Raw genomic sequence first — 24,246 nt, forward strand, 5'->3', positions numbered from 1 at the left:
ACGGTTGATGCGGCAACGCAAACAAAACTCATCCCTTCAAGCTACCGCTAAAGGAGTATATCCATGGCAAACGACGGCTACCAAGAACCTGTAAACGAATTGAGCGATGCGGCCCGCGACATGCACCGGGCGATTGTCTCGCTGCGCGAAGAGTTGGAGGCAGTGGATTTTTACAACCAACGTGTGGACGCTTGTAAAAATCCGGAACTTAAAGCCATCCTGGCGCATAATCGCGACGAGGAAAAAGAGCATGCAGCGATGCTGTTGGAATGGATTCGGCGGCAGGACGCAAAATTCGAACACGAATTGAAAGACTATTTGTTTACCGACAAACCCATCGCCCATTTGTAAGCGCTTAATCCCTGGCCCGAGCCGGCTTCCGCTTATGCAGCCAAACCCGCGTGCCGGTGACCGCCATCAAGATCACGCCTATGCCGATTATCGAAACCAGAATCCGGCCCGGCAGCCCGATAATACGGCCACTATGCAACGGCAATTGCCAAGCCTCGAACACGTCGGCCGCCGTACCGGTTCCGGGTAGGTAATCGCCCAAGTAGGCACCGGTTTCGCCGTCGTAGTAGAGATAACCGAGACCCAAACCCTCCGTCTCCTCGCCGAAACCGACACCGAAAATGCCGTATTGGGCATTGTAAAACATCGAGGCAGGCGGCTGGCGCCAGCCGCGGCCGGCCGCATCGGTTTTCGCGATTTGCAGCACCTGTTGAAAGCCAACCTTTGCCTCTATCGGTGGTCCCTCGGCACGCTGCTCGCGGGCGTCGAACGGCGAAAGGGTAAAATCGGAGAACAGCGAAACGGCAGGCTCGAATACGGCATCACGCAAATTCAGCGAAATCGCGCTGACGGCAAGCACCAGCATAAAGCAAAACAGCCACAAGCCGCCGGCCCGATGCAGATCGAAGTTGAGGCGGGTACGGCTTGCCGACGGTTTGATGCGCCAAACAGGCAGCCAACGGCGCAGCCAGGTCTTCCGTTGAAGACCTGGATTTAGCGAAGACCGCGTCGCAGGCATCCGGCTTGAGGATAACTTGGGCAAAGTCAGGTAAAAACCGATCAGCGATTCGAAGAGCCAAATCACCGCCGCCACGCCCATCACCCATAGCCCGACCTCGCCCGGTAATTGCAGACTGTAATGGAACGCGTAGATGAAGGGAATCAGATGCCGCCTTTCGAAACAACAAGCGCCCCATAGCCTGCCGCCCAGGACTTCGGCGCTGACGGGATCGACGAACAATTCGTCAACCGCAGGCTCCTGACTCGGGTCGGCCGGTGTTACCGTCACCTGCAGCGCTTTACCCGGCTCGCGCGTTAAAGGCAGCGACACCACCCGGTATTGCGGCCGTTCGCGTTGCAATCGAGCCAGCAAAGCGGCCGTGTCCAACATCGGGCCCTGCGCAGAACTGTCGAATAATTCGGGATTCAGCCAGGCATCCAACTCCTGCTGATAGGCGATGATGCAGCCGCTCAAGGCGGCCTGCAGCAAAAACAGAGCGGCTGCCAACCCCAGATAACGGTGCAGCCGCACCCAGATTTTTCGCACTATCGGCCCGCCGGTTACCAGTTATAACGCAGGCTGGCCAGTACCGAGCGGCGGTCGCCGTAAAAGCAGCTGCCGCCATAGCAGGTCGTGAAATATTCATGATCCAGCAGGTTGCTCATGTTTACGCCCAAGCGCATCCCTTCCATAGAGTGGTGCAATTGTCCCAAATCGTAGTGTACGGCGGCATCGACCAGCACATAGCCGGGCGTTTTCTGGCTATTGCTCAAGTCGCCGTAATTTCCGGCCGCATAGCGCAAACCGCCACCCAGTCCCAGCCCCCTAAAGTCTCCAAGCTGATGGGTATAATCCAGCCAAAGCGCCGCCTGGTGTTCCGGCGTGTAGGTCAGATTATTCCCGAATTCGGAACCAATGTTGGACTGCGTGACTTTCGTATCGGTATAGGTATAGGATGCCGCCATGTTCAGACCCATATCCAGCGTGGCTTTGCCCTCCAATTCAACACCTTGCGAACGAGCCTCGCCGGTTTGTATGCTATAGCCGGCATGCGTAGGTTCCGGATCGGCGGTGAGGACATTTTGCTGAATCAAATGGAAAAACGCAGCGGTCAGCAGCGCATTGTAACCTCGCGGCTGGTACTTGATACCGAATTCATGTTGCTGGCCTGTCGTGGGTTTAAAGGGAACTCCCGCAAAAGTTGTACCGACGGACGGCTCAAAAGATTCGGAGTAGCTGTAATATGGGGCCACACCGCTATCGAACAGATAACTCAAGCCCGTACGGTAAGTGAACGCTTCGTCCTCTTGCGGAACTTCCACACTGCCGTTGCTGCGCGTCGAAGCCGACACCCAATCGTGACGGATACCAATCGTTGCTATCCAGTGATTCCACTTGATCTGATCTTGCGCATAAACACCGATCTGATCCTGTTCCTGATCTGTGCCGGAATCCAGAACCGGCCGGGCAAACGGTTTGCCGTAGACCGGGTTATAGATATCCAGAACCAGTTCCGGCAATTCGAAATCGGTAAAACCACGCAATCTCTCGGCACTGAAATGGCGATAATCCACGCCGACAAGCGCGGTATGTGCAATCGAACCGGTAACAAAATCGGCCTGCGCCTGATTGTCCAGCGTAAAGGTATCCGTATTATCCTTATATTGAGCACCGTAACGGTTAATACTGCGCATTTGACTATCAACAAAGCTCGCTCTAGGAATCAAGCGCCCAGTGTCATAATTAAAGCCATAGAAGTAATCCGGATAAATGCCTCGATAATCACTCTCGATATTGGCATAACGCAAGTTCTGCCGAGCGGTGAAAATTTGGTTGAAACGATGCTCAAAGGCATAGCCGACAGCAAATTGTTCGCGATCGTATCCATCAAAATCGGGTTCGCCAAGAAACCGGCTCGTAGGAATTCGGCCATTAGGATTACCTAATACCGTTCCTTCGTAAGGCAAAAACTGCATCGCGTTCCCCGTTTCATCTTTCTGATAATGGCTCAGAAAGGTAAACGTGGTCGCATCGCTCGGCTTCCAGGTAAAACTCGGTGCGACATAATAGCGGTTGTCCTCCACGAAATCGACCTGAGTATCGCTGCCCCTACCCAAGGCCACCAATCGATAGAGCAAATCGTCGCGTCCGGCGACCGGACCGCTCAAATCCAGGCTGCCCTGCACCCTGTCGTAGCTGCCGCCGAGGAACTGGACTTCGTGGAACGGGATTGCTGTCGGCCGCTTGCTCATCATATTGACCAGGCCGCCGGGGGCGTTCTGGCCGTAGAGCACCGACGAAGGACCACGCAATATTTCGATCCGTTCCATGCCGTAAGGATCGACCCGCAGTTGGGCGTAACTGCTGCTCGAACTCATCAGGCGAGTGCCGTCAAGGTATTGAGTGCCCTCGAAACCGCGCAAATTGAAATAATCGTCGCGCGTACTGGGACCGAACATACCGGTGACTACGCCCGGCGTATAGGCAACGGCCTGGGTGATGCTTTGTGCGGTGCGCGCGGCAAATTCGTCTTTATTGATAATGCTGACCGACTGCGGCACCTCGATCAAGGGTGTATCGGTCTTTGAGCCGGACAGCGATTTTTTCACGACGTAACCGTCTACCGGATCGATAGCTTTAGTTTCTTTCCGTCCGACCACCGATACGGTCGGCAAGATTTCCTCGCTTTGGACATCAGGGCTTTGTTTAACGTCCGGTCTCACTATTCCCGCTTCCGCAGCTCCAGACTCTTCTTGAACTTCTTCGGCCGCCAAATCGCCGGAAGACCAGGTTGTCGTTAACGCGACAAAAATCGCTTTCCGCAAAATCTCGTTAACCGGACTACGCTCACATGCATTTCCGAATTGGGGGTTCATAGCTGCACCTAATGAATGGAATTGCCCTTATAATATAGTTAATAATAATAATTCTCAATATTAATTTCATTTGATATAAGTTCTATCTCTAACCTATACCTAAATTAAAGACTTGCCCGTGCTTGGCAACCGAGACAAGTCGACTCAGGCCAGATCCCTTGAATAATGTTCTCCTGAATCCAAATGAACAGCATCGGCTGCAGGTAAGATCAAGATGACGATCAACCAACCCGCATGCCATAATCGCTTCCCAATTTCAAAAAACCGGTTAACCTGCATGAAGTGTTCTTTTTGTCATACTGAGAATCGGCCCGATGCGCAGTTTTGCGAGCATTGTGGGGCTTCGCTGCTCAAGGTGCTTTACTGTCGAAAATGTCAGACCGAAAACCGGGCCACCGCCCGATATTGCGACTGGTGCGGCATGTCTCTAGTCCCCTCAGGATCCGCCCGAACCACCGATAGGTTTCGGGGTTTTAATGGGCGCCCGGTTTTATATGGGGTCGCCGCTTTGCTGCTTTTATGGGGAGCCTTCAACGCCTACGATTTTTACGAAAGCCATGGCGATGGAATTCAACCGGCATCGGATTCCCGTCCCATAGAAACGCAGGATCAGCCTGTAACAGCTGCGCCGACACCCTCCCTGCCTTCTCCCCCTCCATCCATCTCCACCATTCCAGCGATTCCGGATGAGGTACCGGCTCCGTCAAAGTCAGACAGTGAGGGTCACGAAACTGCAGAACAAGCTGCTCAAGCAGCGGCAAAAGCGCAAGCCGAAGCGGAGGCTCAAGCTTTGGCAAGAGCTCAAGTTAACGCACAGCAACAGGTACAGATCACTCGCGCGATCCAAGCCATTAGACTTAAGATCCACCGCAGTTGGATCCGACCGGTGACTTCGAAAAAGGACCTGAAATGCCGAGTCAGAGTCAAAGTGATGCCGGATGGCCATGTCATTGATGCCGAGATCATTGCCTCGAGTGGCGATGACTCTTTCGATACTTCGGCTCAGAATGCGGTCATTCAAGCCTCGCCGTTGCCGGTTCCGGCCGATAAAGTCTTATTTGACAGAGGTTTCAGAAGCTTCACTTTTACCTTCGATCCTTCGCGAGGAACACAGGAATAAATAATCCGATAACCAGCTACCTGATGTCGGCAGCAGGGAAAGGAAATATAAGATGGTCCAAATCCGGACCATCTTGAATTGCAAGGTTTTTTGTAAGGGACGATTGGCTGGATAAGCGCATCAGATGTGCCGGCATCTTGTTGATTAAAGCGGTGGGAGATTCCCGGCGGTCAATGTGGAGCGCGGTAACAGAGCGGTGACGCTGCCGGCGGAGGATGTCAAGCATCTCAAGATTAAATCGGCATCAACCGTCGCCCATTCCCAGCGCGATCGCTACCTGTTCGCTGAAGGAACTATCTCCCCGAGTGATTCTCAAAATTCAAGAGCTTAACAGCGTTAAGCCGGGTGTTTGATTAAATTTGGAATACGCGCAGAAGGAGGTTCACATGAATAAAATGATCTTAATCAGTATCTTTTTATCGGCGTTTTTCAGCTTCGCAGCAGTTGCCGAAGAGCATGCTGAGGCGGCTTTGAAACATACCAATATGGCCATTCAGCAGGGAAAAGCCGGACACAATCAAGAACTGGCCAAGCACGCCAAAGAGGCGTTGCCGCATGCGATCAAGGCGGCGGAAGTCGCGGAAGGCGAATCCAAAACCCATATTCAGGCGGCGATCCAATCCCTGAAATCGGCGATCGAGCACGGCAAAATGAGAGGTAAAGAGCATGGGAAGACTGCGACAAAAGCCGCGTCCGAAGCGGCAGAACACCTGAAAGCCGGCAATCAGTAACTTTCGTTTACTTTTTTGCCGGGATCGCTCAGCAGGTGGCGTCTGTCTATCGCCAGGGTTCCAGAGGCCTTGTATTTTCTTCATCCAGTACCATCCAGTACCATACTGAAAGTGAACGCTAACCAGTCGAAATGAGCCGGTTGAGCCCGCGGCCCAAATCCGCGGGCTTTTTTCTGCGGATCACGAAGCCCCGGTCGAGCACGTCGGCATAACTGCTGACGGCTCTGAGAAAACAATACTTGTCCTGCCAGTGATCGCATCCGGCTGCATGGAAGCCCGCCGTAACCTGCGGCCGCGCCTCGAAATGCACCCGCTAAGTTTTGCACGATGAGTGGTAGCAAGCTGGAACGTTTGGAAACCGCTCAGGCCAAAAAGTAATCCATCCCTTCGATCCGTTCGGCGGCGCAAACAGTGAATGAGTCGGGGGCAATACAGACGGAATGCTGACGTTTTAAGGCAGGTTCTCAAACATGAAGGAGGTTTGCTATGAAGATTCTTATTGTTCTCACGTCTCACAGCCAACTTGGCGACACCGGAAAGAAAACTGGTTTCTGGCTGGAAGAGTTCGCCGCTCCCTATTACGTGTTTAAGGATGCCGGGGCATTGATCACGTTGGCCTCGCCTAAGGGCGGCCAGCCGCCGCTCGATCCGAAAAGCGATCTGCCAGAAAACCAGACTGAATTAACGAAGCGATTCTGCAACGACACCGCTGCGCAAGCTGAACTTGCCAACACGAAAAAGCTAGGTGACGTGGTTGCGGACGATTTCGATGCAGTCTTCTATCCCGGCGGCCATGGCCCGATGTGGGACATGCCCGACAACGCGACATCCATCGCCCTGATCGAAGCCTTTGTGAACGCCGACAAGCCAGTGGGTGCGGTATGTCATGCACCGGTTGCGCTGGTCAATGTGCACGGAAAGGATGGCGACTATTGGGTTAAAGGCAAACGGATAACCGGGTTCACAAATGCGGAAGAAGAAGCGGTGGGCTTGACTGCGGCGGTGCCTTTTCTGTTGGAAGACCGGCTCAAGGAACGGGGCGGTATCTACAGCAGTGCCGTCAACTGGGTTCCCTACGTCCAAGTGGACGGCAAGCTGGTGACCGGCCAGAATCCGGCCTCATCGGAGCCTGCAGCGGAACAGTTACTGAAATTGCTTCGCTCCGTTTAAGTTAAGCGAATCGAAAGCGGACGATGACAAACCCGTACAACGCCATGTTCGCCGCCGAACCAGGGCCTGTACCTAAGCCGGAGTTTCATTTTATCCGCGAATTCGAACAACCATGAGCACCGCTAATAAGGCAAACAGGCCTGAACAAAGAAAGGCCAGCTGATAGTCGCCCAGTTGGCTATGCAGGTAGCCGGCCAAGTACGAAGCCAATGCGGCGCCCATTTGATGGGCACAGCAGATCCAACCGAATACGACGCCGACGTTATTTTTGCCGAATAAATCGGCGGTCAGCGCAGAGGTAGCAGGCACCGTGGAGAGCCAGTTCAAACCGTAAACCATCGAAAACAGGAGCATTTGTTCAATGGAGTCCACGAACAGCAGTCCTGTGAGCGACAGGCCCCGCAAGCCGTAATAAAGAGCCAGCAATCTGCCTTTGTCGAAACGGTCGCAAAGCCAGCCGGATAGAATGGTGCCGAAAATGTCGGTTGCGCCCATCAATCCCAGCGATAAGGCCATCCCCATTTCGGTAAAGCCATGCTCGATACCGTGCGGAATCAAGTGGGTTTGAAACAGACCGGAGGTCGTGAAACCGCAAATGGCGAAACTGCCCGCCAACAACCAAAACCGGGATTGGCGGATCGCTTTACGCATCGGATTCGGATCGGCCGGCACCGGTTTGATTTCGCTGCCGTCATTACCGTACGGCAGGCACCTTTTCCGGGCAGGTTCATCGGCGAGGCAGTAGGCGGAGACCGGTAACACCAGCACTCCCAACAATCCGGCCAGCAGCAGAAGGGCCGGCCTCCAGCCGAAATCCCTGTTGATCTGTACCAGTAAGGGAGTGAAAATCAGTTGGCCGGAGGAGAACGCGGCGCCGAGTACCCCGAGCGCCAACCCGCGCCTCTCCGTAAACCAGCGGTTAATCAGGGCCGAACCCAGCACGATCGATGTCCCGCCGGAACCGATCCCGGCGACGACGCCCCATAGGAGATACCACTGCCAGAGTTCGCTGACCAGCGCGCCAGCCCCGGCCGCCAGGGCCAACAGCGCAACGCTGACCAAACAAACGCGCTTGGGGCCGTAAAGATCCATCCCGCGCCCCAGCCATGGGCCGGAAACGCCGAAGAGCAGCAGATTCACCGCTACGGCGCCGCTGATGGCGTCTCGGCTCCAGCCTAACTCGTGCTCCAGCGACAGCATCAGGATGCCTGGCAACGACCGGAGCGCGGCGGCAAAAAACAGACACGCAAAGGTCGCCGCCAATACGATCCAGGCATAGTGCAACCGCCGGGGCGCGGAATTCCTCCTATTTATAATCATCCCGGCGTCAGTCCGCATCCTCGATTTGATCCAGTAAGTCGATTAGCCGAGTGACGCCCTGAAGCAGGATGCCGCCCACGCCCAGCGCAAACCAAACCCCGATCACGAAGCCCCAATGAATCGGCGCGGCAAAGAATTCTTCGCGAAACCAGAAAGTATGTCCCCATTCGTTAAAGCCGACGCTGACCAGGATCATGAACGGGCCGAACACCGCCAGGGTCAACGGCAGGGATATGCCTTTAGCGTACAATGGAAGCCGCGTTCTGGCGTACAACCAGGCACAGCCGCCTAGAATCACATACAATGGAAAATTAAAGTAAAACTCGATGATGTGATTGGCTGTAAACGGCGTATCGCGAATCGCCACCTGATGCCAGGAATTGTCCTGTTCGGCGAAATAACTGCCGGCCCAATACACCGCGAAAGTATAGATGCTGATCCACATCGTCAGCGTGAAATAGCGGCGTATTTCTTCCTTGGGCGACAGCTTGTCCAACTGCCGGTCGCGGGTGAACCATAGATAAGCCCACAGACCGGTCATTACCACCGCGATCACCGCCAGTTCGATATAGAACAAGCGCATCCAATACTGCTCGAACGCCGGCTCGGTCGAATCGAGCCCGGCCGAGACCGCAAAAGCGCCCTGGTACAAACGCAAGCTGGTATAGAGAACGGTCAGTGCGCCGAAGGTTTTCAGGTATCTCGGCAAATCCTGCAAATACCAGGGCAGCCGCTTGCCGATGTGTGTGACGGCGGGCATAGGTTCTGATGTGGTAGCCATAAGGTTTCTCCTCTTGATGATTAAAACTTCGGTATTACGGCGGCGGATACACTCGAGATGTAGCGCTCGCCGCCTTCGCTAGCGTAAAGAAACAAGAGGCCGCCGACGCGACTGTCCGCATCGTTGATTAGGCCATCCAGTTTCTCGGCCTCCCATGAGGCGTCTTGCGCCGTCACGGTGACGGTACGCGTTTCGCCGGGGCGAACCGGCGTATCGTCATCCAACTTTAGAACCGCAGCGGTTGCCGGAGCCTGCGATGAGACGGCCGGCAGTTCGGGATTGATAAAACCGACGTTCGCGGTATTGAATTCGCCGATCCGGACCGGCTTGTCGCTGCGGTTATCGATTCGGACGGTAAAGACCATCGCCCGTTTCGCGACGCTATATTCGGCTTTAATCGCTTCGGCATCGACTTGGCCCGCATTGACCAAGGCGGGCAGCGGCAATATCCGGTCCAGTGACGCCTGCAACGGAATCGCGTTCGGGTAGCGATTGACCGCGACTGCATTGACGGCGAGCACGATGACGGGCACTGCCACCAGCACGGCCTTGGCAATCAAGCGATCGGTCGGCGTGATCAGCACTTCTTCCATACCGGCCTGCAACATCCGGTAACGGGAGATAAACAGCGGCCGCCGTACCCACCAGAGCAGCCAGCCTGTCGCCAGCGCGCCCCAAAACAGGTGCCACCCGATACCATTGAGAAGACCGACGCTTTCCATGTCGACGATTTCGCCGTTCAGCGTTTTGACACCGTTGCTGAAATCGCCGGCATTCCCGGAAATATCGAGCCAGGCGCCCGGTCCCATCACTTGGCCTGCATCCTTCAAATTAAAGAACGGATGGATGTGGTAGCGCCCCGGCAGGCGGCCTTTCAGCACGATCTTGAATTCGTAATCGCCGCCCGGCTGCAGCGCCACCGAATTGACCCACGGCTTGCCGTTCAGCCAACGCTCGGTACGGATCAACACCGGACCCGGCGTCGACACATTCAGAAACGCCGCTTCCGGCTTCGGCACGCTGACCGGCCAGTCCTCGGCGACATGGAACCGGCCGCTCACGGCTACTTCCTCGTTGACCTTGAATTGCTGTTTGGACCAGGCCACGTCGTACCATTGGATCGTGCGCATCCGGATGAACGGTTCCAGGGCTTTTTCGCCGTGGGCGAGAGCGGTTTGTACCGGCCCGCCGAAACCCAGGATGATCAATCCGAGGGTGTAAACCCATTGTGTAATCTTGATTTTCATCTTGTTCTCTCCGATCAAATTTTGCTCAGGTAACGGGTGGTCGCAAACCATTTTCCGATGTACCACCACAAGGCATACATCAGCGTGCACAGCAGCGCCGAACAAAACGCCGCCAGAGGCGCGGCGTATTGGCCGTAAGTGCGCAGCGTGCCGCGTTCGATGATGCGCAGGTATTCCGGCATCCCGGTGCGGATGTACTGGAAGCCGAACAGGTCGGCGAGCGTCAGTTGAGCATTCGCATACTCGACAGGTTGGTGAAACAGCGCGAAAATCGGCCAGTTGCTCGGATAGAACAGCAACGCGAAGGCGCTGCCGCCGGCGATCGCGGTGATCGTAAGACTGTTGCTCAACATCAGCATGGCGTCGAGCACCAGCGCGCCGGGCAGCATCGTCGCCGGCAGCACCATGTTGACCGGGAAAAAATTCCAGTAGTGATAGGCGAAGATCCGGGTGATCCAGGTGCCGATCAATAAGGCCGTAACGCACAAGGTCGCGCCGAGCGGCAGCCGGAATTTATCCCACAGCACCGCCTGCACCGCCGCCGGAAAGGTGATGCCCATCAGCGGCGTGACCAAAGGCCACCATTGCCGGTCCTTCCAGTCCACCCAGAAATCCCAGTCGCCGACGGTCAGCGCGAAATGCAGATGGAACGAACCGATAAAAAGAAACAGGGCCAGGACCAGAATCAGGTAATCATAGGCCCTGACAAGCCTGGCTTTTTCGCCCGTATAGGGCTTGATTGATTGCGTAGTAACAGGTAGCGACATATCCGCATCTCCCAGGTTGAAAATAAAAAATGGGCGTATTGTCCGAACGACGAGAATCTTCAATGAGGAGGAAAGAGCCCAGTGTAATCGGCCGGCAACACGCTGGGGAGATACATTAAAGGCTTCGATACGGCTTGTGAAATGGTGAAAATTCATGTCGCCATTGAGCAAATTCATTAGCGTGAACCGGGCGATTCGTCGCTATCATGACAGCCAACATACGGCTCCGCTCCGGGGTGGCGCGTCACTGTCCAAAAAATCGTCCACGAAAAACACGAAAGGCACGAAATTAACATAAAGCCCCGTAGGCTGGGTTGAGGTACGAAACCCAGCTTTTCCCAACGTTGGGAAGGCTGGGTTTCCGCTATCGCTCCAACCCAGCCTACGCAGAGATATTTCCAGCCTAACGCTGTTCCGGGCAGTACGAAACCCGGCACCGCCAAACTTTACAAAACCTTGCTATGCTTGCCGAATGCGAACCTACAAACGCCTACATGTTCCCGGCGGCTGTTATTTCTTTACCGTCAACCTTGCCGAACGCCGACACAACGATCTTCTGATCCGCCATGTCGACAACTTGCGCGCCGCCTTCCGGCAGGTTCGCAGCGACCATCCGTTCACGATCGATGCCATCGTGATCTTACCGGAACATCTCCATTGCATCTGGCAAATGCCTCCGCATGATCATGATTATTCCGTACGCTGGCGGCTGATCAAATCGCATTTCTCCCGGTCGATTCCGGACGCTGAGTTCATCTCGCGAAGCCGCCTGCGAAAACAAGAAAGAGGCATCTGGCAGCGCCGTTATTGGGAACATTGGATTCGAGACGACCAGGATTATCGCAACCATTTGGATTACATTCATTACAACCCGGTCAAACACGGACTGGTACAGAAGGTCAAAGATTGGCCGTATTCATCGTTTCATCGCTGGGTAAAACGAGGTGTATATCCCGAAAATTGGGCGGCATCGCCGGAAATAGAGGATTGCGATTGGGAATAGCCTGCCCGGAACAGCATTAGGCTGGAAATATCCCTGCGTAGGCTGGGTTGAAGCTTTGCGGAAACCCAGCCTTGCCAATGTTGGGAAAAGCTGGGTTTCGTACCTCAACCCAGCCTACATGTTGGTCGGATGGTAATAATTTTAAAAAAACAGCTATGCGCAAGAATATGCAGCCGTCAACAAATATTGTGACAATGCGGTTTTTATCCTGCCGGAAACTCTTTTTATGACCTCGCTGAGAAATTTCGACCTGAATTTGCTGGTCGCCTTTGATATCCTCATGGAGGAACTGAACGTGACCCGCGCCGCGGAACGAATGTTCGTTACCCAGTCGGCGATGAGCCATGTGCTGCACCGGCTGCGCCAGCAACTGGACGATCCGCTGCTGATCAAAACTCCAAGCGGCATGAAGCCGACGCCGAGGGCATTGGCTTTGATCGACCCGGTCAAGGAAGTTTTGAAAGAGGTGGAACTTTTAATTCGGCCGCCGGCCGCGTTCGAGCCGTTGACCAGCCAGCGCCGCTTTGTACTGGCGGCGACCGATTACATGGAACTTCTGCTGTTGCCCGCCCTATCCGAACGGATCAGCCGCCTCGCGCCGGGCATTGCGGTCCAGGTCAAACGCACCGAAGCCTCGTTCCCGGCCGGCGCGCTCGAAAACGGCAGCCTGGACGTGGTGCTCGGTTTTGAATCGGTGCTGAATCCGCCTTCCCATCTCAATCGGCTGACTTTGTTCAGCGACCGCATGGCCTGTCTGGCCCGCAAGGCGCATCCAATGTTAAAAAACGGTTTGTCGCTGACCGATTACGTCGCGTTACCGCATATGCTGATTTCCAGGACCGGCAGCCCGGTCGGTCTGATCGATCAAAAACTGCAGGAAATGGGCATGGAGCGGCGCATTCAATTGACCGTGCCGCATTTTCTATCGGCGCCGCTGATTGTCGCGCAGACCGACATGATTCTATCGCTGCCGCAGCGGATCGCCGAACAATTTACCCGCTTCGCGGCGCTCGACATCTTTCCGGTCCCGGTCGACCTGCCGGACTACGAATTGACGATGATCTGGCATCCTTTGCGCGATAAGGATCCCGCATTGGTCTGGCTGCGCAAGCAACTCGCCGATATCGGCCGAACCTTTGCCGCCTTATGAAATTGACTTAGGATTTGGACGGAAATGACTTCGCGGTTTTAACCTGTTCGGATCACGAACCTTTTCAGCGCGTACGCGTTCAGTCCCCCTCTTTGAAAAAGACGACTGCATGGATGCAGGAGATAGAGGAACGCAGGAAGCAGTTACCGAGGGGTTAGGGGAGATTTTTAAATAAATCCCCCTCGATCCCCCTTTTTCAAAGGGGGAAGAGTTATGTGGAGCCAAATCCTTAGCGACCCGGCAGGCCGGGTGCGAGCGGTTTGACTTCCAGCAGGTAATACGGCGGCTTCGATGCCGATTCGCCGCCGTTCAGCACGGCCGACTGATGCAACCGATTGACCACCGCATACAAACGGCCCTCCGGTCCGAAACTGAAGGAATCGACCCAGGACAGGCGCGGGCACTGGGCAAGCCGCCGGTAAGCCCGATCCGGCGCAATCACGCCGATCGCGTTTTCAGCCAGTTCACCGAGATAAATATTGTTTGCTTGATCGATCGTGATGCCGTCCGAAATCGGTTTATCGCTGTAGCGTTCCACCCGGCCTGCCAGCGTCTTCGCATCGAGATTTTCATCGGCCAGATCGGCCGCCTTGATTCGGTACAGGCTGTATCCGTGCATCGGACCGTAATAGACCCATTCGTTGTTCAGGTCTTCCGTGATCGGATTGACGCCGATATGCGGCCTGACCAAACGGCCCGACGCTTCCCTGACCTGAACCGGTTTTCCGTCGATGATCAGATCGACGTTTTCCGGAAGCACGCTGGGATGGCCTTGCAGCACCCGCCGCGCGGCGCCGGTCGCAAGATTGACCGCGATCAGCGCCGCATCGCTGCCGCCGGCCGGATCGCTGATGAAGATATGCTGATGGCGCAGATCGACCGCAAAATCGTTCACGAAAGCGTGTTCTCCCGTTACCGGAGAGGGCAGGTAAATAACCCGGTGCAATCGATCGGTACGGCTATTCCAGCCCACCAGTTTCGGCGTGGACTTGCCGCGCATGCCGTTATCGAGCATCCAGACGATGCCGTTTTTGTCCGCACGGATGCCCAGGACCGAATCGAGCTTCAAAGCCGATTGCGAGGCAAAAGCACTTAACGCCGGAGAAGGAAACGGCGTCAGCGCATGATCCCGCTGCACTTCGACCACCGAGAACTCGGGGGCGTAAAACTGATGAAGGCTCATGATGATGCGTCCTTCCTGAGTGACGGTGACGTTGCCCGGCCCTTTATTCAGGTTGGCAAGAACCTCGAAATTCGAATTTCCCTCGGCAATGGCGCGCCAGGCTACTCCCAAAAGCAAGACAGCACTAAATTTGACTAAACGATTCATTTTTATTCCCGTTGTTGGTTGCGTTCCCGTACCACCATACTAAAGCGCTACCCAGGTGTTAAATGATGTTTCCTCATGCCGCCATTGATAAAATTTGTGAATCGAGGGCGCCTGCCCGAAAGCGGCCGTTTTTGATTAGCTTTTTATGGCTACGGTAAAGCCGCTAACAATTCGATTTCATTCACTTGCTATCTTGTTGCCAAGCGCTTAGCAACAAAATAAAACCCCAAACCAGAAAAACGGTTCCCAAGGTTTTGGCGATCGGCTTCGCTTCCAGCGGCACCCATTTTTCGGCGCAAACGATCAGCGTCAGCAAGGCCATGCCGCCGAGATTCATCACGCCGACCGCAAACATGATCAGCATCTGCGCCCAACAGCAGCCGATGCAATGGAGGCCATGTTTAAACCCCATGCGGAATGCTCCGGCGAGACCGCCTTGCCATTCATTCAGCAGGAACCCCATCGGCGTCTTGCAATGGGTCAGGCAGGCATTTTTGAGCGGCATAAACTGGTAACCGCCGGCAAGCAGGAAAACCCCGGCCGCGAAGCCGCGGTTTTGGTTTTCCATCATCGGCGACAGCCAGACCAATCCGTGCAGCCGCCATTGCAGCAGCGTCGGCAGGATGCCGAACAGCACCCACAGGCCCAGATAAGCCGCCGCGAATAGCGCGAGCGCTTGAGCCGGCCGCGCGTTCAAGCGGCGGCTGACTTTCGCGTAGGCGTTCAGCATCGGCAAGGCGGACGGCAGCATCATCGCCGCCATCATGACCGCCCACATCGCATAGACATAGGCAAAGTCGCCAAAACGCCATGCCGATGCTTGACTCGGCGGCATCCACATGGCGTGCATCGGCAGGGCTTCCAGCGGCCGCGACTGGAAATAAAGCGTGCTCCAGGCGATCACGATAGCGGCCATCAGCAAGGCCCAAACCGCCCCTTGATTTTTGAATCCGATCTTCACGGCCGGTAAACAAATTCGGAATAATAACCGTTGCGCTCGGAGAACTCCCACGCTTTGCCGTGATCGTGATAATGATAGCTTTTCGAGCGGGCGACAACTGACGGGTGGCTAGTGACCACGCATAAAGGCGGGTTGTCGATCGTCGCTTCTGCACCGCGGATGCCTTGAATGCTTGTAATTTCGGCTTCGGCGATGCCGGGGATTAGCAGTCGCCGGGATTTGCCCTGCTCTTCAAAATCGATCCTGACCTTGCGGATCCCGAGCACTTCGCCGACAAGGCTCATCAAAACGGCCGGGTGGCCGCCTTGCTGGCCGCCGAAAATCTGCACCAGCGCATCGAACTGGCTCGCGTCGGCGCGTTCGTCCACATACAGGGCGGCTTGCCATTGACCCTCGATCATTAGGCCCGGGGCGTAGCAAGCCAGCGCCACATTCAGGCCGCCCAGGTCAAGCCCTTCCAGATGGCCCCGCTCGATGTGCCAGGCCGCCAGCAGTCTGCAGTCCCCGTGCGAAGGCGGCTGCAGCCAGACGCAAGGGCAAGAGACTTCACAGTTGCAGGTTTCGAAATAGCTGCCCTCTAAAATCCAGCTTGGGTTTTCTTTCACAGGCTCTCCTCCTAAAAAGATTCTTTGTAAGGCCGCAAATCCAGTTCATGCGTCCAAGCGCTGGGATGCTGGCGGTGCATAGCCCAATAGGTTTCGGCGATCGCCTCCAACTCCAAAAGACCGCCCTCGCCTTTCGCTTCGACATAGTCGGGAAACTGGTTTCTGGCACGCTCGCCGTTGATCACACCGTCGATGACCGCGTGCACGACGTGAATGCCTTGCGGCGAAAACTCGCGCGCCATGCCTTGCGCCAACGCCCGCAAACCGGCTTTCGCGGTTGCAAAGGCGGTAAACGGCGGCTTGGCCCGCAAGGATGCGGTGGCGCCGGTAAAAAACAGCGTGCCGCGGTTCCTGGGCTGCATGGCCCTAACCGCGGCCTTGCCGAAGAAAAAAGCGCCCAGACAATTTTGCCGCCAAAGCAGGGAAAACGTTTCGGCATCGGTTTCGAGCAGGGGCGATGGAATATTGCTGTCAACATTGTACGCCGCAATTTCCACGCCCTGCCTTGTATCCCCGGCAATGCTGAACAAATGCTCAATATCGGCTTCGACCGTGGCATCGGCAACGACCGCCGTGGCTGAACCGCCGGTCTGCCGGATACCCGAAGCAACTCTGTGAAGTTTTTCTTCACTCCGTCCTGCCAGATAGACATGCAATCCCTCTGCGGCAAATCGCCGGGCAAGCGCCGCTCCCAGTCCCTGTTCCGGACCCACGCCGATAATCACAGCCGCGCCGGTTTCGCTCATTGTTCAATGCCTCCCGCTTAGGGTCTGCCGAAAACCAGCGAGAAATTATTCGCCGGCATATCGATGATCTCCTTCAGCTCCATGTTGTACTTTTCGGCCGCCTTCCTCAGATCGGCAACATCCTTCAAACCCCATTCCGCAACGCCGGCGGAGCTCAAAGTTTCATGAAACTCTTTGTTCGAATCGGTAGTAAAACCGCCTTCCACCTTGAAAGGACCGTAAATCAATAAGATACCGTCTTCGGTCAAAAGCTGCGAAGCGCATTCCATCATCCCGTCCGCGATTGAAATCGGCGCGACCTGGAAGATGTTGATGCAGAAAATCGCATCGAAGGTTTTCGACTTGCCGGGGTTGAACCAGGTATGCGGATCGGTCAGGTCCAGATGCACCGGGTCGGCGATATTATCGTTCGCATGATCGGTGGACAGTTTTTTGATATTGTCGAAAACTTCCTTGTCCTTGTCGGAGGGATGGAAATGCAAATGCTGAAAATGCGGCGCAAAGTAATTGATATGCATACCGCTACCGCTGGCGAGCTCGAGCACGCGACCAGACGCTTTGGGCAATTTTTCTTTTAAAACGCCCAAGATCGGTTCCCGGTTGCGGCTTCCGGCCCAAGCGACATACTCGCTCAACGGATGGGGGTCTAAAGGGGGTTTGTTTTCGCTCATGGTCTCCTCGCTATTTGAATATAGTTTTAGTCGAAGTGCTCAATGCACATGACTTGTACAACAAATATCATGCCAATATGAGTCGTACAATTTATACTTTAATTTCATAGCGTTATAATTTAGCCGCTATCCGGAAAATGAAATCCCACTTCAATTGATGAAATATTAATTCACAGACAGTCTTTGAGCGGCTCATTCTTCTCCGGCTTAATGCCGGTATTTTTTTACAGGCCTCACCTCTGGAATGCTAGTTGCTCTGCCGCCCGTCGAAGGCGGGGTAAAAGTTTGCGGAGTTTGATCGCGTATCCAATGTCGATTTTCCGCATGCTGCGGAGCCTCGTTACGCGATGGCCCCTATTCCGACGGGTCGTGCCCAACCGGATTCGACGTTCAACGGACTGTTTCAATGCGCGGATATGAATAATTTACCGAGGCGGTTATGCTTTAGTCTGGCTTCTGAAAGTTGCCAAATTTATCCCGTATTTTTTCAGTTTGAGGTAGACCGCCCGAGGAGTTATGTCCATAGTTAGCGCTACTTTCTTAATATCGCCTTGATGTTGTTTTAACGCTGCTTCAAGAAATGATTGCTCAACTTTGGCCACAGTATTTTCTTTTACGCCTTTCCACTCGTCAGTCTTAGGTCGGGTAGGCGAAATCTCTAAATCCAGATCAACCAGCTCATTGCCTTTGGCAAACAAAAAGCTTCGTTCGAGAATATTTTCCAATTCGCGGACATTGCCCGGCCAAGAGTAGCTGCGGATTTTTTGCATGACCTTTCGGCTGACGGATTCAATATTCTTGTTATATTTTTTGTTCAGCCGTTTCAGTATGAGTTGTACGAGAAAAGGCAGGTCCTCGTGCCGCTCGGACAGTGGCGGGATATTTACTCGAACCACGTTCAACCGATAGTACAGGTCATGCCGAAACACGCCTTTACTTACCAACTCCTCCAGATTTTGATTGGTTGCGGAAATAATTCTTACATCGACAGACAAGGTTTGCTTGCCTCCCACACGCTCAAGCTCCCCCTCTTGCAGTATTCTCAACAGGCGTGTTTGTGCAGCGGGAGATAAGGAGTCTACTTCATCCAGAAACAGCGCGCCGCCGTCCGCCCTTTCAAAATAACCGCGGTGAACCTCAACGGCGCCTGTAAAAGCGCCTTTTTCATGGCCAAACAAGGCGGTTTCGATAAGATTTTCTGGAATAGCGCCGCAGTTTATAGGAATAAACGGCTTCCTACAGCGTTCACTCATAGCATGAATTGCTCGGGCAATCAATTCTTTTCCAACACCCGTTTGGCCTTGTATTAAAACCGTCGCCGTAGTCGGGGCTATCACTTCTATCGACTGCAATATTTTCTGCATAGTGGCTGATTTGGCGACGATAGCAGGGGGCTCTTTTATTGCAGGCTGCTTAACTTGTTTGCGCCAAATCTGTTGCATGCTTTCTTCGATACGGGAATGCAATGCATTCATATCCTGGATTTCCTTAACCGGTGTGGTATCGGTATATTCCATGCCTGGGCGCCCTTGGGCCGCCGCAGGGTTTTTATAAACGCAAACTACGCATTTGCCATCATGACGGGCAATGCTTTCCTTGATTTCAACTTTGGCATAACCAAAATTTCTGGCGGCGATGCCGCCGAAAACGCTGGAGGTCATCCGGCATAATTCAGGGAAATTCGTCACTTGATCGCCAAAAGGGCAGCAACTGTTGGTAACGGTAATGCAGTCCTGATTAATGGCTTCCAGTGAAAATTTACCTCCTATGTTATTTTTAAGGCCGAGAATCAGTTCGATGTAGCTTTCAATATCGAGGGCTTCGGTTTTATTCGTATTGCTTCGGTAGGTATCCTCAAAAAAGCAGCCCGCCGTATTAGCGATCTTTTCAATTAATTCCTCGTTGTGTTTTTGTCCCTGTTGTTCGCTGGCATGCATGAGCTCCAGGATGAAAGTCTGGAGAAAAAAGATGGGGGTTAATTCAGAGAGAGGATTGTTTTCCATAAAGAGCCGAGCGAAAAAGTATTTCACTTATTGAATCATATCTTCTCGCAGGATGCAAAGAAAAAACATAAGCCACTGTTTATTATATATATTTATATGTTTTCAACCATGGCATATTCATTGCTAAAAGATGAATGAATGCACGTAAGTGAAAAACCAAACGTGCATGGAGTAATGCTTAAGCATGATTTTTGATTCACTCTGGAAGACTGACAATGACCACTCTAAAAGACAAAATAGAAAAACGAGTCCAAGATTACGATTTTTGGGCAACCCGTCGCCGTTATGGGGCCGCCGGGCACAACGACGCCAGTTTATGGGTACTCGCCTGTATGGACGAGCGGTTGCCGGTGGATGAAGCGCTTGGAATCCGGGTGGATACGCCGGTAGGAGGAGGCGATGCGCACTGTTTTCGCAATGCGGGAGGGATCGTGACGGACGACGCCATCCGTTCCGCGATGCTGACCTGTACCTTTTTCGGGACCAAGGAAATCGTGATCGTCCAACACACCCAGTGCGGCATGCTTTCAGCCAATGCCCAGGATTTGGAAAAGGCTGTTCGAGAGAGAGGCGTCGATACGGAAAACTTAATCTTGGATCCGACCCTGCCCGAATTGAAGCTGAATAAAGGCGCTTTCGCCAAATGGATCGGCATGATGGACGATGTCGACGTGGCCTGTATGAAAACCATCGACACCTTCCGCACCCATCCCCTGATCCCGAGAGACGTCGTGGTAAGCGGATGGATTTGGGAGGTCGAAACCCGACGCTTGCGCGCGCCGACACTCGACCCCGAAAAACGGCTCCGCACGGATGTGGTCTCCTCCGCGTTTGGCGTGGCCGAGAAACAGCCTGACCGATGGAATTAAAGACCTGAAAGTAATCCCCACTTTCGAGAGCGTTGTACCGTTATGGAGGCGCTCTCCTTCCGTAACAGCTTAGCCAAATAGGCGGAAATTATGCCAACGTATGATTATCAGTGTCAGCAATGCCAGCACCAGTTCGAAGCCAAACATCGGATTAGCGATCCTCGGCCTTACTGCCCTGAATGTGGAGGTGTAAGCAATAAACTTATTCTTACCGCTCCAGCGACACATGGTGCTATGGCCTTAGGCCGCGAACAGGCAATTCGCTCATTACAGCCGCAACTAAAGAATGATGCGCATCGTCACGGGCCCGGCTGTAGCTGCTGTCATCATTAAAACATGTGCTAATCGGCAAGACGGCTAGCTCCGACTCGATGGCATACGCCTTAATGGCGCACCACATATTTAACAGGATTTATATTTATGAATTCCAAATTACAAATTTTTAATTGCATTTTATTGCTGGGATTATTTGCTTTAACCGAGTCGGCAAATGCCGAAGTAGCTTCGGCAAAATTCTCGCATCAGATATTGTTAAAAAAACGCGTGGCTTTCCCATCAAAAGAAATTGACACTCATGTGCTACGCGTACAATTTCCAAAAGGATTTAAAATTCCATTACATACGCATGAAGGACCAGGACCTCGCTATGTTGTGCAAGGCAAATTGAAAGTAGAAGACAGGAGAGAAAGCAAAATATATGAGTCAGGGGAAATATTTTGGGAAACTGGTGCGGAAATGACAGTAGAAAATATTGGCTCGACTAAAGCAGAACTTATTATTTTTGAAATGGTGGCAGGTCAGTAAACGAGGGAATCGATCATAAAGGCCGTTCCGGAAAGCCGCCCGAGCTATTATTGGCTCGGTAGGTAGGTTTATAAAGAACGGAATCTGATTGAGCAATTTTTTCAGAAACCGAAGCGGTATCGTGCGGATGTTGTCCTTGGTCGAGGCGACGCAGGACAGGTGCGGCGCGGCCGCGATGCCTTTGGACTGGATGGCGACGACCGTTTCGAAGGTCTTCTCGCGGGTCGAACCGCCGGCGCCGAAGGTGACCGAAAAAAAGCCGGGATTCAGCCGGGCCAGCTTGTCGTGAACGACTTTCAGACTGGCCGCACCGTCGTCGGTTTTCGGCGGATAAAACTCGAAACTGAGCACCTTCGGGTGCGTGTAGCGTGATGTCATGCGTTACCTAAGCCGGAGGATGTCCCGGGCTGTCCCGCGGGCAGCCCGAAACGAGTCAATCAATAACGGTAAGATTCGCCTTTGTACGGGCCTTCGACCGGCACATTGATATACCGGGCCTGTTCCTCGGTCAACTGCGTCAACTGGACGCCGATCTGGGCCAGATGCAGGCGGGCGACTTTTTCGTCCAGCGGTTTGGGCAGCACGTACACCTTGTTCTCGTACTGCTCGGCATGCTGCCACAGCTCGATCTGCGCCAATACCTGGTTGCAGAACGAATTGGACATCACGAAGCTCGGATGGCCGGTGGCGCAGCCGAGGTTGACCAGGCGGCCTTCGGCCAGCACGATCAGGCGCTTGCCGTCCGGGAAGATCACATGGTCGACCTGCGGCTTGATGTTTTCCCAGGGGTATTGGCGGAGCGAAGCGATGTCGATTTCCGAATCGAAATGGCCGATGTTGCAGACGATCGCCTGATGCTTCATCGCCTGCATGTGCGCATGGGTGATCACATTCACGTTGCCGGTGGCGGTCACGAAAATGTTCGCGCGCGGCGCCGCCTCGTCCATCGTCACGACCCGGTAGCCTTCCATCGCCGCCTGCAAGGCGCAGATCGGGTCGATCTCGGTGATCCACACGGTGGCGCCGAGGCCCCGCAGCGACTGCGCGCAGCCCTTGCCGACGTCGCCGTAGCCGCAGACCACCGCGATCTTGCCGGCCACCATCACGTCGGTGGCGCGCTTGATGCCGTCGACCAAGGATTCCCGGCAGCCGTACAGGTTGTCGAATTTGGACTTGGTGACCGAATCGTTCACGTTGAAGGCCGGCACCCGGAGGGTGCCTTGGGCGACCCGTTCGTGCAGGCGCAACACACCGGTCGTGGTTTCCTCGGACAACCCCCGGACGTTCGCCATCAGCGCGGGATACTTCTCGTGCATCATCAGGGTCAGGTCGCCGCCGTCGTCGAGGATCATGTTCGGGCGCCAGCCGTTCGGGCCTTCGATGGTCTGTTCGATGCACCAGTCGAATTCGGCTTCGGTCTCGCCCTTCCAGGCGAACACCGGAATGCCGGCCGCGGCAATTCCGGCAGCGGCATGGTCCTGGGTCGAGAAGATGTTGCAGGACGACCAGCGCACTTCCGCGCCCAGCGCGGTCAAGGTTTCGATCAATACCGCGGTCTGAATGGTCATGTGCAGACAGCCGGCGATCCGGGCGCCCTTCAAGGGCTGGTCGGCGCCGTATTCGGCGCGCAGCGCCATCAGGCCCGGCATTTCGGTCTCGGCGATGGCGATTTCCTTGCGTCCCCAATCCGCCAGCGCCATGTCGGCGACTTTATACTCTTGGCTCATGTCCTGCTCCTCTATTTCCGTGTTGATTAAATGCCGGCCGCCTCGCGCAAGGCCTCAACCCGGTCGGTTCTTTCCCAGGTAAAGGTGGCTTCGGTGCGTCCGAAATGGCCGTAGGCGGCGGTGGGCTGGTAGATCGGCTGCAACAGGTCCAGCTGCGCGATCAGGCCTTTCGGCCGCAGGTCGAAGATCGAACGGACGATCTCGACCAGGCGGTCTTCGCCGAGCTTGCCGGTGCCGAAGGTTTCGAGCGTGATCGAGGTCGGCTCGGCCACGCCGATCGCGTAGGAGACCTGAATCTCGCAGCGCTCGGCCAGGCCCGCCGCGACGATGTTCTTGGCCACGTAGCGGGCCATATAGGCGGCCGAGCGGTCCACCTTGGACGGGTCCTTGCCGGAAAAGGCGCCGCCGCCGTGGCGCGCCATGCCGCCGTAGGAATCCACGATGATCTTGCGGCCGGTCAGGCCGCAGTCGCCGACCGGGCCGCCGATCACGAACTGGCCGGTCGGGTTGATGAAGAATTGGGTGTCCTTGTGCAGCCATTCCTTGGGCAACACCGGCAGGATGATTTCGTCCATCACCGCTTCATGGATCGCCTTGTTGCCGATCTCCGGCGAATGCTGAGTCGACAGCACCACCGCCTCGATCGCGACCGGTTTGTGGTTTTCGTAGCGGAAGGTGATCTGGCTTTTCGCATCCGGACGCAGCCAGGGCAAGGTCTTGTTCTTACGGACTTCGGCCTGGCGCTTGACCAGCAGATGCGAGTACTGGATCGGGGCCGGCATCAGCACCTCGGTTTCGTTGGTCGCATAGCCGAACATCAGGCCCTGGTCGCCCGCGCCCTGCTCGTGGTCTTCGGCTTCGTCGACACCCAGCGCAATGTCGGCGGACTGTTTGCCGATCGCGTTCAACACTGCGCAGCTTTGGCCGTCGAAGCCGATGTCGCCGTGGTCGTAGCCGATCGCACAGACGGTCTTCCGGACCAGCTCTTCCAGATCGACCCAGGCATTGGTCGTAATTTCGCCGGCGATGATCACCATGCCGGTTTTTACCATCGTTTCGCAGGCCACCCGCGATCTCGGATCCTGCGCCAGCAGCGCATCCAAGACCGCATCGGAAATCTGGTCCGCGACTTTGTCGGGATGCCCTTCCGAAACCGATTCCGAGGTAAAAATGAAATTGTTGCTCATAGAAGTGCCTTTTAAAAACTGAAAACGTTGTTATTTCGATAGCAGTCGCGTTCCGCCTCAAGTGCGGGGAATTTATTCTGCTGATTTTGTAGTATCGAACGAAAGACTTCTTCCCGGCCAATCAATTTAGCCTCAAAATGCCTCTCACATTTCGAGCATTGATAGT

Annotated in this window: 23 protein-coding genes and 1 pseudogene; 9 read left to right on the top strand and 15 right to left on the bottom strand. The window is 54.7% G+C overall.

The annotated features are described in order from the left end of the window. Positions 1–63 precede the first annotated feature (63 nt). Positions 64–351 carry an encapsulin-associated ferritin-like protein gene (locus JJL52_RS16140; RefSeq protein ID WP_202053522.1) on the top strand — a complete coding sequence of 96 codons (288 nt, stop codon included), beginning with the start codon at positions 64–66 and terminating at the stop codon, positions 349–351. Between the two features lie 4 nt (positions 352–355). Here JJL52_RS16140 and JJL52_RS16145 read toward each other — a convergent pair whose 3' ends face one another. Both JJL52_RS16145 and JJL52_RS16150 read right to left on the bottom strand, forming a co-directional pair. After that, entirely contained in the window at positions 356–1,558 is a 1,203-nt protein-coding gene (locus JJL52_RS16145) for a PepSY domain-containing protein (RefSeq protein ID WP_202053523.1), read from the bottom strand. A gap of 14 nt (positions 1,559–1,572) precedes the next feature. Further along, entirely contained in the window at positions 1,573–3,888 is a 2,316-nt protein-coding gene (locus JJL52_RS16150; protein ID WP_202053524.1) for a TonB-dependent siderophore receptor, read from the bottom strand. A 214-nt stretch (positions 3,889–4,102) separates the two neighbouring features. On the opposite strand from JJL52_RS16150, the gene tolA reads away from it, so the two are divergent. From tolA to JJL52_RS16165, 3 genes are all read left to right on the top strand, one after another. Further along, on the top strand, positions 4,103–5,008 hold the full coding sequence (gene tolA, locus JJL52_RS16155; protein WP_202053525.1) for a cell envelope integrity protein TolA: 906 nt from the start codon (positions 4,103–4,105) through the stop codon (positions 5,006–5,008). Between the two features lie 386 nt (positions 5,009–5,394). Further along, positions 5,395–5,739, top strand: a complete 345-nt coding sequence (smbP, locus tag JJL52_RS16160; protein WP_202053526.1) for a small metal-binding protein SmbP — start codon at positions 5,395–5,397, stop codon at positions 5,737–5,739. A 486-nt stretch (positions 5,740–6,225) separates the two neighbouring features. Next, positions 6,226–6,909 carry a type 1 glutamine amidotransferase domain-containing protein gene (locus JJL52_RS16165; RefSeq protein ID WP_202053527.1) on the top strand — a complete coding sequence of 228 codons (684 nt, stop codon included), beginning with the start codon at positions 6,226–6,228 and terminating at the stop codon, positions 6,907–6,909. 90 nt (positions 6,910–6,999) lie between these two features. Here JJL52_RS16165 and JJL52_RS16170 read toward each other — a convergent pair whose 3' ends face one another. Genes JJL52_RS16170 through amoA form a run of 4 tightly spaced genes read right to left on the bottom strand, consistent with a single transcriptional unit; the run spans position 7,000 to position 11,024 of the window. After that, positions 7,000–8,229: an MFS transporter gene (locus JJL52_RS16170; RefSeq protein WP_236994308.1), complete on the bottom strand. Its 1,230-nt coding sequence runs from the start codon at positions 8,227–8,229 to the stop codon at positions 7,000–7,002. A gap of 7 nt (positions 8,230–8,236) precedes the next feature. Beyond that, a complete protein-coding gene (amoC, locus tag JJL52_RS16175) occupies positions 8,237–9,010 on the bottom strand; it encodes a bacterial ammonia monooxygenase, subunit AmoC (RefSeq protein WP_202053529.1) in 774 nt (257 codons plus the stop codon). Positions 9,011–9,030: 20 nt separating this feature from the next. Then, positions 9,031–10,257, bottom strand: coding sequence for a bacterial ammonia monooxygenase, subunit AmoB (gene amoB / locus JJL52_RS16180; protein WP_202053530.1), 1,227 nt, complete (start codon positions 10,255–10,257; stop codon positions 9,031–9,033). Positions 10,258–10,271: 14 nt separating this feature from the next. Then, positions 10,272–11,024: a bacterial ammonia monooxygenase, subunit AmoA gene (gene amoA / locus JJL52_RS16185; RefSeq protein WP_202053531.1), complete on the bottom strand. Its 753-nt coding sequence runs from the start codon at positions 11,022–11,024 to the stop codon at positions 10,272–10,274. 472 nt (positions 11,025–11,496) lie between these two features. On the opposite strand from amoA, the gene JJL52_RS16190 reads away from it, so the two are divergent. Together JJL52_RS16190 and JJL52_RS16195 are read left to right on the top strand one after the other, a co-directional pair. Continuing rightward, a complete protein-coding gene (locus tag JJL52_RS16190; protein ID WP_202053532.1) occupies positions 11,497–12,027 on the top strand; it encodes an REP-associated tyrosine transposase in 531 nt (176 codons plus the stop codon). A 226-nt stretch (positions 12,028–12,253) separates the two neighbouring features. Further along, positions 12,254–13,177, top strand: coding sequence for a LysR family transcriptional regulator (locus JJL52_RS16195; protein ID WP_202053533.1), 924 nt, complete (start codon positions 12,254–12,256; stop codon positions 13,175–13,177). Positions 13,178–13,406: 229 nt separating this feature from the next. On the opposite strand, the gene JJL52_RS16200 is transcribed toward JJL52_RS16195, so the two are convergent. The 6 genes from JJL52_RS16200 to JJL52_RS16225 all read right to left on the bottom strand — a co-directional run bounded on the left by JJL52_RS16200 (position 13,407) and on the right by JJL52_RS16225 (position 19,493). Next, positions 13,407–14,507 carry an L-dopachrome tautomerase-related protein gene (locus JJL52_RS16200; protein WP_202053534.1) on the bottom strand — a complete coding sequence of 367 codons (1,101 nt, stop codon included), beginning with the start codon at positions 14,505–14,507 and terminating at the stop codon, positions 13,407–13,409. 181 nt (positions 14,508–14,688) lie between these two features. Beyond that, complete coding sequence (locus tag JJL52_RS16205) at positions 14,689–15,468, bottom strand: copper chaperone (protein WP_202053535.1); 780 nt, start codon at positions 15,466–15,468, stop codon at positions 14,689–14,691. Beyond that, a complete protein-coding gene (locus tag JJL52_RS16210; RefSeq protein WP_202053536.1) occupies positions 15,465–16,073 on the bottom strand; it encodes a DUF1326 domain-containing protein in 609 nt (202 codons plus the stop codon). The genes JJL52_RS16205 and JJL52_RS16210 overlap by 4 nt, the downstream gene beginning before the upstream one ends. An 11-nt stretch (positions 16,074–16,084) precedes the next feature. After that, positions 16,085–16,819 carry an SDR family NAD(P)-dependent oxidoreductase gene (locus tag JJL52_RS16215; RefSeq protein WP_202053537.1) on the bottom strand — a complete coding sequence of 245 codons (735 nt, stop codon included), beginning with the start codon at positions 16,817–16,819 and terminating at the stop codon, positions 16,085–16,087. 17 nt (positions 16,820–16,836) lie between these two features. Then, positions 16,837–17,490, bottom strand: coding sequence for a DUF938 domain-containing protein (locus tag JJL52_RS16220; protein WP_202053538.1), 654 nt, complete (start codon positions 17,488–17,490; stop codon positions 16,837–16,839). A 437-nt stretch (positions 17,491–17,927) separates the two neighbouring features. Further along, positions 17,928–19,493 carry a sigma 54-interacting transcriptional regulator gene (locus tag JJL52_RS16225; protein WP_202053539.1) on the bottom strand — a complete coding sequence of 522 codons (1,566 nt, stop codon included), beginning with the start codon at positions 19,491–19,493 and terminating at the stop codon, positions 17,928–17,930. 215 nt (positions 19,494–19,708) lie between these two features. Here JJL52_RS16225 and JJL52_RS16230 point away from each other — a divergent pair, with 215 nt between their 5' ends. The 3 genes from JJL52_RS16230 (at position 19,709) to JJL52_RS16240 (ending at position 21,166) form a co-directional block, all read left to right on the top strand. Next, on the top strand, positions 19,709–20,362 hold the full coding sequence (locus tag JJL52_RS16230; protein ID WP_202053540.1) for a beta-class carbonic anhydrase: 654 nt from the start codon (positions 19,709–19,711) through the stop codon (positions 20,360–20,362). Positions 20,363–20,452: 90 nt separating this feature from the next. After that, positions 20,453–20,695 (top strand): FmdB family zinc ribbon protein, encoded by a 243-nt coding sequence (locus tag JJL52_RS21835; RefSeq protein ID WP_202053541.1) that lies wholly within the window; start codon positions 20,453–20,455, stop codon positions 20,693–20,695. An 87-nt stretch (positions 20,696–20,782) separates the two neighbouring features. After that, entirely contained in the window at positions 20,783–21,166 is a 384-nt protein-coding gene (locus tag JJL52_RS16240) for a cupin domain-containing protein (RefSeq protein WP_202053542.1), read from the top strand. 117 nt (positions 21,167–21,283) lie between these two features. On the opposite strand, the pseudogene JJL52_RS16245 reads toward JJL52_RS16240, so the two are convergent. The 3 genes and pseudogenes from JJL52_RS16245 to metK all read right to left on the bottom strand — a co-directional run. Beyond that, a pseudogene (locus JJL52_RS16245) lies at positions 21,284–21,544 on the bottom strand (methylenetetrahydrofolate reductase); the annotation flags it as partial. Between the two features lie 59 nt (positions 21,545–21,603). After that, positions 21,604–22,893, bottom strand: a complete 1,290-nt coding sequence (gene ahcY, locus JJL52_RS16250; RefSeq protein ID WP_202053543.1) for an adenosylhomocysteinase — start codon at positions 22,891–22,893, stop codon at positions 21,604–21,606. 26 nt (positions 22,894–22,919) lie between these two features. Continuing rightward, the gene (gene metK / locus JJL52_RS16255) at positions 22,920–24,080 is read right to left on the bottom strand and encodes a methionine adenosyltransferase (RefSeq protein WP_202053544.1); all 1,161 of its coding nucleotides are present in this window, start codon (positions 24,078–24,080) and stop codon (positions 22,920–22,922) included. Between the last annotated feature and the right edge of the window lie 166 nt (positions 24,081–24,246).

Source organism: Candidatus Methylomicrobium oryzae, from assembly GCF_016745425.1.
Lineage (GTDB): Bacteria > Pseudomonadota > Gammaproteobacteria > Methylococcales > Methylomonadaceae > Methylomicrobium > Methylomicrobium oryzae.